This window comes from Alcaligenes sp. NLF5-7, from assembly GCF_024266725.1.
Lineage (GTDB): Bacteria > Pseudomonadota > Gammaproteobacteria > Burkholderiales > Burkholderiaceae_B > Alcaligenes > Alcaligenes phenolicus.
In genome coordinates this window covers 4,139,572-4,153,544 of sequence record NZ_CP100755.1, presented here as the reverse complement: position 1 = coordinate 4,153,544, position 13,973 = coordinate 4,139,572, and the positions used below count along the sequence as shown (strand labels likewise).

The 13,973-nt window shown below is 57.4% G+C and carries 15 protein-coding genes; 10 read left to right on the top strand and 5 right to left on the bottom strand.

All coding sequences use genetic code 11. The features are described 5' to 3' along the window. The first annotated feature begins 34 nt into the window (after positions 1-34). Genes MID00_RS19200 through MID00_RS19180 form a run of 5 tightly spaced genes read left to right on the top strand, consistent with a single transcriptional unit; the run spans position 35 to position 6,932 of the window. Positions 35-1,852 (top strand): CoA transferase, encoded by a 1,818-nt coding sequence (locus MID00_RS19200; RefSeq protein WP_254499350.1) that lies wholly within the window; start codon positions 35-37, stop codon positions 1,850-1,852. After that, positions 1,849-3,510 carry a class I adenylate-forming enzyme family protein gene (locus MID00_RS19195; protein WP_250757104.1) on the top strand — a complete coding sequence of 554 codons (1,662 nt, stop codon included), beginning with the start codon at positions 1,849-1,851 and terminating at the stop codon, positions 3,508-3,510. Before MID00_RS19200 ends, MID00_RS19195 begins: the two co-directional genes overlap by 4 nt. Continuing rightward, positions 3,507-4,700, top strand: a complete 1,194-nt coding sequence (locus MID00_RS19190; protein ID WP_254499349.1) for an acyl-CoA dehydrogenase family protein — start codon at positions 3,507-3,509, stop codon at positions 4,698-4,700. Before MID00_RS19195 ends, MID00_RS19190 begins: the two co-directional genes overlap by 4 nt. Continuing rightward, a complete protein-coding gene (locus tag MID00_RS19185; protein WP_254499348.1) occupies positions 4,697-5,887 on the top strand; it encodes a CynX/NimT family MFS transporter in 1,191 nt (396 codons plus the stop codon). The genes MID00_RS19190 and MID00_RS19185 overlap by 4 nt, the downstream gene beginning before the upstream one ends. A 4-nt stretch (positions 5,888-5,891) precedes the next feature. After that, positions 5,892-6,932: a hypothetical protein gene (locus MID00_RS19180; protein WP_254499347.1), complete on the top strand. Its 1,041-nt coding sequence runs from the start codon at positions 5,892-5,894 to the stop codon at positions 6,930-6,932. A gap of 114 nt (positions 6,933-7,046) precedes the next feature. Here MID00_RS19180 and MID00_RS19175 read toward each other — a convergent pair whose 3' ends face one another. After that, the gene (locus MID00_RS19175; protein WP_009454590.1) at positions 7,047-7,421 is read right to left on the bottom strand and encodes a DsrE family protein; all 375 of its coding nucleotides are present in this window, start codon (positions 7,419-7,421) and stop codon (positions 7,047-7,049) included. A gap of 21 nt (positions 7,422-7,442) precedes the next feature. Then, positions 7,443-7,787 (bottom strand): carboxymuconolactone decarboxylase family protein, encoded by a 345-nt coding sequence (locus tag MID00_RS19170; RefSeq protein WP_009454588.1) that lies wholly within the window; start codon positions 7,785-7,787, stop codon positions 7,443-7,445. A 119-nt stretch (positions 7,788-7,906) separates the two neighbouring features. On the opposite strand from MID00_RS19170, the gene MID00_RS19165 reads away from it, so the two are divergent. The 4 genes from MID00_RS19165 to MID00_RS19150 all read left to right on the top strand — a co-directional run bounded on the left by MID00_RS19165 (position 7,907) and on the right by MID00_RS19150 (position 9,430). After that, positions 7,907-8,218, top strand: coding sequence for a helix-turn-helix transcriptional regulator (locus MID00_RS19165; protein WP_254499346.1), 312 nt, complete (start codon positions 7,907-7,909; stop codon positions 8,216-8,218). Between the two features lie 87 nt (positions 8,219-8,305). Next, positions 8,306-8,503 (top strand): DUF2892 domain-containing protein, encoded by a 198-nt coding sequence (locus MID00_RS19160; RefSeq protein WP_009454584.1) that lies wholly within the window; start codon positions 8,306-8,308, stop codon positions 8,501-8,503. A gap of 197 nt (positions 8,504-8,700) precedes the next feature. Continuing rightward, positions 8,701-9,249: a zeta toxin family protein gene (locus tag MID00_RS19155; RefSeq protein WP_009454582.1), complete on the top strand. Its 549-nt coding sequence runs from the start codon at positions 8,701-8,703 to the stop codon at positions 9,247-9,249. Continuing rightward, the gene (locus MID00_RS19150; protein ID WP_083053684.1) at positions 9,242-9,430 is read left to right on the top strand and encodes a hypothetical protein; all 189 of its coding nucleotides are present in this window, start codon (positions 9,242-9,244) and stop codon (positions 9,428-9,430) included. The genes MID00_RS19155 and MID00_RS19150 overlap by 8 nt, the downstream gene beginning before the upstream one ends. A 221-nt stretch (positions 9,431-9,651) precedes the next feature. Here the strand turns inward: MID00_RS19150 and MID00_RS19145 are convergent, their stop codons facing one another. Next, a complete protein-coding gene (locus MID00_RS19145) occupies positions 9,652-10,488 on the bottom strand; it encodes a helix-turn-helix domain-containing protein (protein WP_254499345.1) in 837 nt (278 codons plus the stop codon). A 285-nt stretch (positions 10,489-10,773) separates the two neighbouring features. Here MID00_RS19145 and leuA point away from each other — a divergent pair, with 285 nt between their 5' ends. Beyond that, positions 10,774-12,444: a 2-isopropylmalate synthase gene (gene leuA, locus MID00_RS19140; RefSeq protein WP_254500313.1), complete on the top strand. Its 1,671-nt coding sequence runs from the start codon at positions 10,774-10,776 to the stop codon at positions 12,442-12,444. A 76-nt stretch (positions 12,445-12,520) separates the two neighbouring features. Here leuA and MID00_RS19135 read toward each other — a convergent pair whose 3' ends face one another. Both MID00_RS19135 and MID00_RS19130 read right to left on the bottom strand, forming a co-directional pair. Further along, positions 12,521-12,991, bottom strand: coding sequence for a MarR family winged helix-turn-helix transcriptional regulator (locus tag MID00_RS19135; protein WP_254499344.1), 471 nt, complete (start codon positions 12,989-12,991; stop codon positions 12,521-12,523). A gap of 33 nt (positions 12,992-13,024) precedes the next feature. Next, positions 13,025-13,900, bottom strand: a complete 876-nt coding sequence (locus MID00_RS19130) for an alpha/beta fold hydrolase (RefSeq protein ID WP_254499343.1) — start codon at positions 13,898-13,900, stop codon at positions 13,025-13,027. Positions 13,901-13,973: the final 73 nt, after the last annotated feature.

Below are 13,973 nucleotides of genomic sequence, written 5' to 3'. Positions count from 1 at the left end.
GCACTTGGCATGCGCATCACTCTGGTTTGGAACTATGTCTGAATTACTACATGGCTGCGGATTACGTTGGCAGATGGGCTCACAGCCCCCGTATTGGCCGGGCTTGCCTGCTGCCTTGAGCCGTCAGGCTCGATTGCTGGGTTTATCTGAACAAGGACAATCCGCAGGCCATCAAGACGAAGCAGCATTCAGCCTGTATTCGCCTGATTTTGGAACGATTAGCACGCATCTGGAAACCGAGGCGGGCGGCATGACGCAAGCCGCGATCAGCGAGCTGAGCATGCAGGCTGCCAGCGGTATCTTGTCCGTGCATGGACGCTCCAGTGGGCTTTCGGGCACGCTGGGCCTGGATTATCTGGCCGTGCTCAGTTCAGCCATGACCCTGCAAGCGACCTTGGCGGCGGCCTTGGGCCAATTGCGCGGCGGGCGTTTCTCTACGGTGTCGGTTTCGCCCTTGGGCTGCGGCCTGCTCAGTATCGGGCAGTATCTGGCCGGGGCAACGGCGGCTCAAGATCCCGAACAGTTATTGGCGGGTAGTTACGATCCCGGCTTGCGGCCTCCCTTTGTTTCGCAAGACGGCGTGGTCTTTGAACTGGAAACCTTGGACCCGCGACCCTGGCGCGCTTTTTGGGAAACAGTGGGCGTACCGGCCGATCTGGCTGGTCAGGCCTGGAAAGCATTTCTGCTGCGCTATGCCAAAGCGGTGTGCCCCATGCCCGCGGCGTGTTTAAGCAGTCTGCAAGCCCTGAACTTTGCCCGTTTGCAGGAACTGGCCTTGCAGACCGGCATGGCCATCTTGCCGGTACGTACCCCGGCTCAACGCCAGAGCGATAGTGATTACGCGGCCTTGGCCGGTCTGTGGCAGCATCAGATTCATGCCGCGCCCGGCTCATTGAGCACCTTGCCGTCCAAGGCCGATTTGCCCCTGCGTGGTTTGCGGGTGGTGGAGTCCTGCCGTCGGATTCAAGGGCCTATTGCCGGTCACTTGCTGGCGCTGCTGGGGGCCGAAGTGATTCGTCTGGAACCGCCCGGTGGTGATCCCTTGCGTGCCATGCCACCGTGCGTGGATGGCTGCTCGGTGCGCTTTGATGCGCTTAATCAATTCAAGACGGTGCAGGAAGTGGACATCAAATCGGCTCAAGGCCGCCAGGCCATTTACGAGCTGGTGAGCGAGTCCGATGTGTTCCTGCATAACTGGGCGCCGGGCAAGGCGGCCGAGCTGCAACTGGATGCCCAGGACTTGCACGCGGTGCGCCCGGATCTGGTCTACGCCTATGCGGGCGGTTGGGGCCAGGAGCAAGTGGATGCGCCGGGGACGGACTTCACGGTGCAAGCCTGGTCGGGCATTGCTCACACCATATCTCAAACCTCGGATGCACGGGGCGGGTCGTTGTTTACGGTGCTGGATGTGCTGGGCGGGGTGATGGCCGCGCTGGGTATCAGTGCCGCCTTGCTGCGCCGGGGCCTGAGCGGGTCGGGCTTGCGGGTAGGCAGCTCCTTGTTAGCCACGGCCGATCATCTGGCCCAGGCCGTTTCTCCCATCAGTAAAACTGGCGTGTCGGCGGTGTTCCAGACGGGCGAGGGCTTCATCGTCATCGACTGCCAGGATCAAACGCATCTGCATGCCCTGGCCGGGTGGCTGAATGTGTCGCCCGATGCTGTCTGGACGGTCTTGCCGGATCGTCTTCTGTCCCAGTCTGCCCGTAGCCTGGAAACGCAACTGGATGTGCTGGGCATACCGGCCCGCCGCGTCCATAGCAATCTGGCGCAACTGCGTGCTGATCCACGTCTGACGTCTCATTTCCATGACAAGGGCTATTCGTCTGTTAATTCTCCCTGGAGGTTTTTATGAATCACGCTGGCATCATCGATCTGGTCCCTGCGTCATTGCGCCAACGCTGGATAGAGGACGGTACCTACCCGAACAAGCCGGTCTTTACGCTGTTTGCGGAAAAAGCTCAGGCTCATCCGGACAAACTGGCGGTGCTCTCGCCCGAAGGCAATATCAGTTATAGCGCCTTGATGGACGCGGCTCTGCGTCTGGCAGGCAGCTTGCGTCGGGCAGGGATTATGGCGGGAGACGTGGTGGCGTATCAGCTCAGCAACCATTGGGTGTGCTGCGCCATTGACCTGGCCGCCGCTGCTTTGGGGGCGATTGTGGCGCCTTTCCCACCCGGACGGGGCAAGCTGGATATTCAGTCGCTGGTGCGTCGTTGCGATGCACGGGCGGTGATTGTGCCGCATGAATATGCAGGCATTGATTTGTGCGAAGTGATCGAATCCTTGCGGCCTACGCTGCTGTCCTTGCGTGTCCTGATTGTGCAAGGCCCATCGCGTCCGGGCTGGATGACTTTGGATTCTCTGTTCGAGGGCGAACCCCTGTCCTTGTCCGAATTGCCGGTGGTGTCCCCCAATTCGCCAGTGCGTTTGCTGGTGTCCTCGGGCACCGAGTCCGAGCCCAAGCTGGTGGCCTATTCGCATAATGCGCTGGTGGGTGGGCGGGGCCGATTCCTGCAACGCATTTCCCCCAATGATGTGGAGTTCCGGGGCATGTATCTGGTGCCGCTGGGTTCTTCATTTGGCTCTACGGCCACCTTCGGTGTGCTGTGCTGGTTGGGAGGTTCTTTGGTGGTCTTGCCCAAGTTTGATGTGCCTAGTGCGATTGCCGCCATCAATGCCTTCAAACCCAGCTTTATTCTGGGCGTGCCCACCATGTTCCAGCGTATTGCGGCAGCGCCTGAGCTGGAGAAGGCCGATAAAGCCAGCTTGCGCGGCTTGATTGTGGGCGGTTCAGTCATTGACGAAGCTACGGTACGCCGTTGCGTGGAAGCGTTTGGGTGCGGCTTTATCAGCCTGTACGGCTCAGCCGATGGGGTGAACTGCCACAACACGCTGGACGATCCCATCGAAGTGGTCTTGAGCAGTGTGGGGACCCCCAATCCGCAGGTGTGCGAGATCCGCCTGATTGATGACGAGGGTGCCGAAGTGCCGCAAGGTGAGGTAGGCGAAATCACCGCACGTGGTCCCTTGAGCCCCATGCAATATGTGAACGCTCCGGAGCTGGATGCCCAGTATCGGGACGAACAGGGTTGGGTGAAAACGGGCGATCTGGGCTATATCAATGCCCAAGGGCAGTTGGTGCTGGCAGGTCGCAAGAAAGACATCATTATTCGTGGTGGCGCGAACATCAGCCCGGTGCAAATTGAAGGCCTGGTCATGGCTCACCCGGATGTAGTCACTGTGGCTTGCGTGCCGGTTCCCGACGCGGATCTGGGCCAGCGTATTTGCTTGTGCGTGACGGTGCGTGAAGGCGTGCCACGTTTCTCCCTGAAAGAGATTACCGACTTCTTGCGTGAGCAGGGTCTGGAAGTGAACAAGCTGCCGGAGTATCTGCGCTTTTACCGCAGCCTGCCGCTGACGCCTGCAGGCAAGATCGACAAGCGCGCCTTGGCCGCTGATGCTGCTGCATTGGGCTCTGGGGCCAAGACTGCAGCGGGGATAGCAGCATGAACCACCTTGCCATTTCCAGCGCAGCCTTGAGCCGCAAGCTGCGGCAGTTTGTGGATACCGAGATCATCCCCAACGAGGGCATTCTGGCCCAGGGGGATAATCTGGCCCGCGAGCTGACTCTGGACCTGACACGTCGTGCTCAACAGGCGGGTTTGTTCGGCAGCTTCTACCCTATGCATCGTGGTGGTCGGATCGCCAGTTTGGTTGAGTACCTGCCTGTGGCCGAACAGGAAGGACGCTCTGAATATGGCCCTGGCATTTTCGGGGCAGATGCCACGCTGGATGCGTATATGTTGAGCCATCATGGCTCGGCCAGCGTCAAACAGCGCTTTCTGACGCCCTTGCTCAAGGGGGATGCGGTGTCCAGCTACGCCATGTCCGAGCCGGACAGCATTGGTTCGATTCCGGCCACCATGCAATGTCAGGCTCGCCTGAAAGACGGGCAATGGCATGTGAATGGCCGCAAGTGGTTTATTTGTCGGGCGCAACAGGCCAGCTTTGCGACCGTGGTGGCGCGCAGCGCGGACGGCCCCGTGAATGAGTCCTTGTCCATGGTGATCGTGCCCACGGATGCGGCAGGCTTTAAAGTTGTGCGCCCCTTGCCCTTGCTGGGGCGTTATCAGGGGCAGAACGAGCTGCTGTTCAACAATGTGGCCGTGCCTGAAGACTATGTGTTGGGTCGCGCCGGGCAGGGCATTGCCCTGATGCAAAAGCGGCTGGCCCTGGGGCGTATTTTGCGGTCCGTGCAATGGCTGGGCTTGGCGCAACGCAGTTTTGAAATCATGTGCGAGCGCATTCACTCGGAGCGCGGAGAACTGGCCCGTCTGGCGGACAAGCAACTGGTTCGGGCGCGGGTCTATCAGGTGTACCGGGCCATTACCTCGGCCCGTTGCTTGCTGCGTGAAGCGGCTGTCAAGTTCGACGCGGGTTTGCCCAATGCGGTGGAGGTGAATGTGGCCAAGCTGGCGTCGTCGGATGCGGTCAGCGCGGCAGCAGATTCCGCCATCCAGATCATGGGGGCCGAAGGGCTGGCCGATTGGAGCCCCTTGTCCGGCATCTATCGGGCAGCGCGTACCACGCATATTCTGGATGGGGCGGACGACGCCTTGATCAGTACCGTTGGAAAGCACTTGCTGCAAGCCCACTACGCCACTCAAGAGATGGCAGATATGAACAAGGCAGTCGCATGATGCTATCGACACGGGCAAGTCGTTCACCCTGGATGCTGGCCAGTTTGATGACTCTGGCGATGGGCATGCCCATGATGGTGTTCTATGCCATCGGCGTCCTGGGCCCGCAAATCATTCAGGATCTGGGCATCTCGCGCGAGCAACTGGGTTGGTTGACCACCAGCACTTTTGGGCTGGCTGCCTTGCTTTCGCCGTGGGCGGGGGCCTTGGTGCAGCGCATGGGCAATCGGCACGGTTTGTTTTTGCTGTTCCTGCTGGTGGCCATGTCCTTCAGCCTGATTGCGGTGTTGCCGGGTTTCTGGGGTGTGCTGACGGCCTTGCTCTTGTGCGGCCTGGCGCAGTCCTTGGCCAACCCGGTGACCAATCAGGCCATTGCCCAGTTGGTACCGGCAGAGCGCAAGGCGGGGCTGGTTGGTATCAAGCAGTCCGGCGTGCAGGCTTCGGCCTTGCTGGCCGGTCTGGTCCTACCCACCCTGGCCTACAAACTGGGGTGGCGGGGGGCGTTTGTGGTGTGGGTACCTGCCATGCTGTGCCTGTCCTACTTTGCCCTGCAGCTTTTGCCAGCCAGAGCCAGCACCGCAGCCGGCAGCATGTCCTGGCGCTTGCCCTGGCCCAGCCAACAACTTTGGCTGTTAATGGCCATTCAGCTGTGCGCGGGTCTGGTGCTGTCGTCCTTCATCACTTTTCTGGGCGTATTTGCGCAGCAACTGGGCGTGTCGCCGTACTGGATAGGGATGCTGGTCAGTGGCTTTGGGGTAATGGGGATTGTGTCCCGAGTGCTCTTGACGCCCATTGCTGCCCGCTTTGGGGATGAAACCTTGTTGCTGGGCATTCTGTTTGTCATCCCGATTGTGGCCTTGTTGCTGATGATGATGGCTGCACCGGACAGGCTCTGGCCCCTGGGAGCCGGGGTGTTGGCCATTGGCTTGACCCTGGTTGCCACCAATGCCATTGCCATGAGCATGTTGCTGCGGGATGCCCGTTTTGGGGCGCCGGCTCGTACCGCAGGGCTGTTGTCCGTCGGGTTTTTTGGTGGCTTTGCCTTTGGTCCGCCACTGTTTGGTGTGCTGCTGCGCTCGCCCGAAGGCTTTGCTGCTGCCTGGCCTTTCCTGATGGGCATTCTGGTGTGCGCCAGCTTGTTGTGCCTGATTTTGTACCAGGTTCGTCGCATGGCGAAAGGGGAGTGATGGAATGTCTGTAGAGGTATTGGGATCAGCCAGCATCGAGTCCATTTTTGCGAATATGGACCAGGTTGCAGAGCAATGTGGAGAGCAGTTTCCCTTGTTCAGACAGTCCTCGTCCGAGCAATGGACCTTGTCGCGACGTGGCTCCTGGTTGGGGGGCTTCTGGGCGGGCTTGTGGTGGCGACGCGCCTTGATCAGCGGTCAGGAGCAGGATAGGGAGCAGGCGCTGAACTGGAGTCAGAAGCTGCAAGTCTGGCTGGAAGAGCCCAGCATCAATCGAAGCTTTGTGTTCTGGTATGGCTCCGGCCTGGGCAGCATCTGGCATGGGGATAGAGAGGCCGAAGCCCATGTCGATCAGGCTGCACAAGCTCTGCTGAACAGCTTTGATGCCTCCAGTGGCTTCTGGCCCTTGGGTTCCGGGATGGGGGGCGGGGAGGCGGGCAATCACATGTTGAATGTGGATGCTCTGGCTCCTACGCTTTTAGTGCTGGATGCGCAGGGTGGGCCGGTGGCGCGTCAGTTTGGGCAATGGCATGTGGATGCCTGCCTGCGTTATCTGCAAAAACGCAGCGGAGCCTGGCGCGATACGGTCTTGCTACGCGGGAACGATGTGTTGGCCGAGCAGGGCGCTGAAACCTGGCAACGAGGGCAGGCCTGGGCCATGTTGGGAATGGCAAGCGCAACGCGCTTGTATGACAGAAAGTCCTATGCTCAAGCAGCCCTGAATGCCTGCCGATATTGGCACGAGCGTTGGGGGAGATTTGCGCATGGCTTTTTGACACAGGAGTCCCCACTAAGTCCGGTAGACCGTTCGGCCTGGGCGATTGCTTCTTTGGCCATGTATGAGCTGTGGCAGATTCTGCCGGAACAAGAATGGCTGCAGGAGCAATCGCGCCTGTATCTGGATGCCTTGCTGACTCCCGAGTTAATTGAGACCGGCCGTTTTGTGGGGCATCTTTATAAAGTTGCGCCGGGGCAGACTGAACTGGTGGAATCGGCATGCGCCAGCTTCTTTTTGCTGGAGGCTTTGCTGGCGCATTCGGCTTGATGCGCTTACAGGTCGGTTGCTTGCTTTACTGAATATGGGCATGGCGTGTCGATAACAAACAGGCCAAAACACAGAAATGGTTTTGGCCTGCTTTGCATTTGAGGAAGCAGCGTATCAGGAAATCTGTAAAGACCCGGTCGCACCCATCAGCAAGTCGATCACATCCGGCGCGGAAATGATTTCAAAGCGTGGGTCCATCTGCTCGGCGCTCAGGCCGTTATGCAGCATGCAGGACTTGCACACGGCAACGCGTCCACCTTGCTCCAGGTACTTCTTCAACAGCTCTGCTGCCGGTTCAAAGGGGGCGCCAATACTGATGGGGTCGGCGGCACCGGGTACACCCAGCGCGACTCCTTCAGCCATCAGAATCAGGCAGGCGCTATGTCCCTTCTGAACCGCATTGACAGCCATGGTCAGGGCCACAGTTACTTTGTCGGGATTGCCCTGGGCATGGAACAGCGTCGATACAAAAGCAGCGGGTTTAGGCATCACAATTCTCCTTGTTTCGGTTCAAGACTTGAATTCATTGAATGCGGCAACGGCATTGGCCGCGTACATCACGGATGGACCACCGCCCATATAGATCGCAACCCCCAAGGCTTCATGTACTTCTTCCAGACTGGCTCCCATCTGCGCCAAGGCCTTGCTATGAAAGCCTATGCAGCCCTCGCAATGGGTGGCTACGCCAATTGCCAAGGCTATCAATTCTTTGGTTTTGGCATCGAGGGCGCCGCCTGTCATGGCGGCCTTGCCCAGATCTCCAAACCCTTTCATCACGTCGGCTTGGGTCTGACGTAGCTGCGCCAGATTGCTGGAAATGCCTTGGGTCAGTTGCTTGTAGCTAGTTTCACTCATGCATGACTCCTGTCGTATTAACAAAAGCAAAGGAATGCTGAAATTGTTGACTGCATTAATTCAGTATATGCTAAATTAAGATCCATCTAAATTAATGCGCAAGAAAAGCTGGATAAACCATGATCCAAAGCAAATCCGACATCGAGCTGTTGCAAGAGAGCGCTGATCAAGCGGCCGCTTTGTTGCAGGCGGTGGGCAATCCCAAACGCCTGGTGATTCTGTGTCTCTTGATTCAGCAAGGCGAGATGAGTGTGGGAGCACTGAACGAGATGGTGGCGTTAAGCCCCTCGGCCCTGTCGCAGCATTTGGCACGCATGCGCCAGGAAGGTTTGGTCAGCTACCGGCGCGAGGCGCAAACCCTGTATTACCGCATTGAGGACCTGAATGTCGCCACCTTGATTGGCACCTTGAAAGATATTTTCTGTCCCTGAGCCTGATGGCATCAGGGGCGGGGCGCATCGCCTGCAGGCCATCGCCCGACCCGTTTTCCCCTTGCTTCTTTATTGAAAGGATTTGCCATGAAAAGCAATGTAGGTGGTTTGGATCGTATTGCTCGTATCGTTGTGGGTGTGGTGCTGATTGCGCTGGCAGTCACGAACGTCATCGGCTGGTGGGGCTGGCTGGGCCTGATTCCTCTGATCACGGGGCTGGTCGGTTTTTGCCCGCTGTACCCCATGCTGGGCCTGAGCACCTGCCCGCTGAAAAAGCGTCAATAGATCAGTCGCTATGGCCTGGTAGCGGGGCATTCCCGCCTGCTCCTTGAAAAGGTTCCTTGTGCTCAAGGAGCCTTTTTATCGCCTGAAAACTCGCCTTGGCCAATGGATGCGTGGCGGCCAAAGCAAGGCGCTTGGCTGGCCTTTTCGCCAATGTATGATACAAATCTGTTCAATGTGGACATTGTTTAGGTGTATTTATGTCTGGCAACAACGCTGACACGGGCAAGAGCAAAAAGATTCTGATCATTGCTGGCCCGAACGGGGCAGGCAAGACGACGTTTGCGCGCTCTTTCCTCCCGGCCGAGGCGGAGGTGCTGCGTTTTATCAATGCAGATCTGATTGCTGCAGGTTTGTCGCCTTTTGCGCCAGAGAGCGCGGCCATCAAAGCGGGTCGTTTGATGCTGGACGAATTGAAAGAAGCGGTTCGCTTGGGCGAGAGCTTCGCGCTGGAAACGACCTTGTCTGGCCAAGGCTATGTTCGCCATATTGAAAAATGGCAGGCGCAGGGCTATCGCGTCAGCTTGTATTTTTTAAGTCTGCCCGACGCGGATATGGCGATCGCGCGGGTGGCAGAACGGGTACGTCAGGGGGGCCATAACATCCCCGAACCCGTCATTCGTCGCCGCTTTGCGGCTGGCATGAAGAACTTCCTGCATCATTATCGGGATACCGTGGATGATTGGGTTTTGTACGATAACGCAGGCAGTGTGCCAGTCCTGTTGGAGTGGGGAGAGAAAGATGAATAAAGAAGATATTTCCAAAGCAAAAAACCCGGACTTGCGGGCTTCGCTGGCCGCCTTGGAGCGTGCAGCGCGGTCGGCACGTTTTGTGGCCATGCAAACCAATACCTCGGTGGTCTTGGTAGAGAACGGCAAGATGATCAAGCTCTCGGCAGAGCAACTGCGGCAGGAAGTCTGCAAGAGTTGATGACGCTGGGCTGCTATCGCGGTCCTGGCCTGCTCGCGTCGTACTTTTGTTTCTGCTGAACAGCTGGTTTTGCGAAGTGCTCAAGAGGGCGATGGGTCTTGTAGACAGGCCTGAGATGGATGCATGAATATCCGTATAGCGCATGGGATCAGCCAGAAAGCAGGCTGGCAGACTAAGTAGTTACTCCAATCTGCCAGACATCCTTGTCGTCGAGATCGGCTTCAGACCATGCCCGCATCGTGCTCCCTATCAGGGTACTGGCTCAAAGTCGCCAGAAACTCCGAAGGCGGATAAGCAAAGGTCTTTTTAAAGGCTACTGAGTAAGCGCTCAAACTTTCATAGCCACTTTCCAGCGCCGCCTGCGTGATGGACCTGCCTTGCAGCAGAAACTGGATCGAGGCCATCAAGCGCATCTGTTGCCGCCATTTCCCCAGATTCATCCCCGTGCTTTTCAGAAAGCGCCGATGTAAGGTTTTCGGCGTCAAGGCGTATTGCTGCGCCACCTCATCCATCGTTTTTTGCTGGGCTGGCGAGCGCACCAGGTCTTCGCAAATCCGTCGCATCAATTCCTCTTGCGGCCAGGGCAAATGAAAAGGCAGGGGATGCAGCACGCGCAACTCTTCTATCAATAGCTGTCCCAGTAAGGCGTCTCGTAACGGTGGGTTCTCTTGCGGAATCACCCGCACCAGTGCTGCAATCAATTCACGCACCAGTGGTGTGACATGGATCACGCAATCGTGGTCCGGTAATTGTGCGGCCAGAATTTCATCAATAAATAAACCATGCACATTCACGGCGGTGGTGGCATTGAGCTGATGCGGCACGCCGGGTCGCAACCAGACGGCGGTGGTCGGAGGCACCAGCCACTGGCCGGTTTCGGCCTGTACCAGCAGCACCCCTTCCGTGGCATACAAAAGATGCCCCCGGTGGTGGCGATGGCGGGGGACTTCATGTCCGGCAGGGTAATGCTCGATCACCCCGCTGACCAGCAAGGGCGAGGTATCGGAGTGAGACAGGTCCAGTGCTCGCCCACCGCGTTCAGGGGATGCGTAGCCCATATTCAGGAATGTCCAAAAAAATAAAACAAATGACTATTTTTTGATAGAAGGCCAAGTGTCTTGCAGTCTAAAGTGCTTTTATCGTCTTCATCAAGCAGTTTGGGATTGAACCTGTCGTGACTCATTTGCACTTGCTATCGCTAGGCCTACTAGCCCTGACATCCGGTCGGGGTCCGTACGCCTGTGTGTGCGAATGGTCCCATCCTGGTTTCCCCAGACCCCGACTGTAGCCAGCTCCATGGAGTAGGGAAGCCAGGTATGTCATTCCCTATATTCGAGGTTCCCATGCTGACTGATCCTTCCCACAAATACCGTCCCTTTCCTGTCGTCAATCTGCCCGATCGCCAGTGGCCGCAGCGCACCCTGAGCCAAGCGCCCGTGTGGCTGTCTACCGATTTGCGCGACGGCAACCAGGCCCTGTTTGAACCCATGAATCGCGACCGCAAATTGCGCCTGTTTCAGGAGCTGGTCCGTATTGGTTTCAAGGAAATCGAGGTGGGTTTTCCGTCTGCCTCGCAAACCGATTTTGATATCGTCCGGCAACTGATTGACGAGGGCATGATCCCGAACGACGTCACGCCTATGGTCATTACCCAACTGCGTGAGGATTTGATCGAGACCACGGTACGCAGCGTGGCGGGCGCGCGTCGTGTGATTGTGCATTTCTACAATGCGATTGCTCCTGCTTTCCGGGAAATCGTCTTCAAGATGGAGGTGCCGCAAATCATCGAGATGGTGCATCACCATGTGGAGGTGTTCAAGCGCCTGACGGCCAAGCACCCGGAAACGGAGTGGGTGCTGCAATACTCACCTGAAACGTTCTGCATGGCAGAGCTGGAGGTGTCGCTGGCTGTCTGCAATGCGGCTATTGATGCCTGGGACGCGGGTCCAGCGCGGCCCATGATTATCAATTTGCCCACCACGGTGGAAGTGACGACAGCGAACGTCTTTGCTGATCAGATTGAATGGATGGATCGCCATTTGAATAGGCGCGAACATATCGTTCTGTCGGTACACCCGCATAATGATCGCGGAACGGGCGTTGCTTGCGCTGAACAAGCCATGCTGGCCGGCGCACAGCGTGTCGAGGGGTGTCTGTTTGGCAATGGCGAGCGCAGTGGCAATCTGGATGTGGTGACCTTGGCCCTGAATCTGTATACCCAGGGTATCTCTCCGAATCTGGATTTCTCTGACATCTCGGCAGTAGCGCGTATCGCGGAAGAGGCCACGTCCTTGCCCATTCACCCACGTCACCCGTATGTGGGCGATCTGGTCTTTACCGCCTTTTCCGGTTCCCATCAGGACGCGATTGCCAAGGGCTTTGCGGTGCAGAAAGAAGATGCCCCCTGGCGTGTACCTTATCTGCCAGTCGACCCCAAGGATTTGGGCCGCACCTACGACAGTATCGTGCGTGTCAACAGCCAGTCCGGCAAAGGAGGCATCGCTTTTCTGCTGCAACGCGACTACGGCATTGTGATGCCGCGCCGCATGCAGGTGGAGTTCAGTGCCATTGTTCAGCAGATTGCCGATTCCAGCGAAACGGAGCTGAACAGCCAGCAGATTTGGGAACTGTTTGAGACCACCTATTTGCAAGCCAATCAGCGCCAGGGGAACAACAGCTACCGAGCACATCGCCTGTTCGATGAGGCACAAGGGCAGCAGGGCATAGAGCTGCAATGCGTCAATGCCAATGGCGAGACTGAAACCTATACCGGAACGGGCAATGGGCCGATTGCGGCGACGGTGGCGGCCTTGAACCTGCCTTTGCGCATCGATAGTTACGAGGAACGCAGCCTGGGTTCAGGAGCGGACGCTTGCGCGATGGCGATTGTGGAAGCGGTCATGCCCGGTGTGCCTGGCTCGAAATTTGGTGTGGGCAAGCACGCGAATATCATTACGGCCAGCGTGATGGCGGTGATGAATGCGGCGGCACGTTTTGAGGAGGTGGAGGTTTAAGCGCGATCATCCGGCTACTGAGGCCCACAATGATGTCTTGTGTTCAATCCGCGTCGTTGCGGGCCGCAATCTTCGATCAGGCAGGCTGCTCGTCCTTCTGAGCGATATCTTTGTCAGCAGGATGATCCAGACTCACCACCTGACTCAACCAACGTGCGACCACTTTCAATTCATCTTCGGTAAAGCCATCCGACAACTGCTGATTCAAGTCCTGCAAGGTGGCCTTGGCCTTGATGCTGGCGTCCTCACCAGCCGGAGTCAGCGTCAGGCAAATCTTGCGTGTATCCACATCGTCCGTCAGGCGTTGAATCAGGCCTGCTGCCTGCATGCGTTTGGACAGTCCGGTAATCGCAGCCGGTGCGACTTGCAAGGCGCTGGCTGCTTCTCCCACCGTGACCGAGCCTTGAGAGCGAATCAGGAACAGCATGCCAACTTGGGCCGCGCTGATATCTGTCCATGCCGAGGGCTGCTTCTGAATCCAGCGCTGCAAAGCCTTGTGGGCATGGTTCAACAAAAAGACAAAACGTGGCTGTGATTTCTGGCTCATTGTGGCGATGGCTGGATAGATATCGGTTAGACGTCAGGAATTCGATGCGGGGCCGGATTCGCTTTGTGCGATCAGCCAGTCGACCACTATAGGCCAAAGTGCCTCGGCGTTGCGTTTACGAAAGAAGCCCATGTGACCAATATGCGCCAAACCCAGCTGTTTGTGCTCCAATTGATGCCTTTCTATACGGGCCTTGCCTAGTGGTTCCAACAGCCTGGAAATAGCTCGCGGATTGGCCCAGGGGTCATCATCAAAACCCAGAACCAGCAAGGGAATATCGACCTGGCTAGCGCGTTTTTTGGCATCCAGCTGTGGATCGTCATAAAAATAATGAGGCTTTTGCGTCCAGCGGCTCCATTGCTGCATGACGCCACGTGGAAGGTCCTCGCCAAAGCCCAAACGCCGGGTCGGCATATAGCCGTAAAGGCTGCACAGTACGGGAGTAAGTACCCGCATGATCAGCCCCACCCGAAAGCGCTCCATGGGCTTTTCAATTAAAGCGGTAACCCCCGCATGTGACGCAATCATCACGGCAGCTTTCACGGAGCGAGTCGAGGGGGAGATAGCAATCGCATGGCCGCCAACGCTATGACCAACAGCCAACATGGGCAAGCCGTTAAAACGATGGGCGACCCAGTCTGTGACGTAAACCGCATCCTCCAGCATCCAGTCGGACATGGAAACATCGCATTGGCGTATATCTTTCTGACGAGATCGGCCGATACCCCGGTAGTCGTAGCTCAGAACAATGCATCCCAGGCTGTTCAGATGTTCTGCAAAAGGACGATAGAAATCCTGTGGGACGCCGGTGGCGGGGTGAATGATGATGGACGCTTTGGCATCAGGAGCTGGCCATAAGGTCGCGCTGATCGGGTCTTTTCCAGCCTGCTGAATCGTCACCTGTTGCATGCTTGTCTCTAATTTTGGTTAACGTGTTAATGATATTAGAGTGGCTTCAGAAGTGAGTCAATCCGGGCCCAAA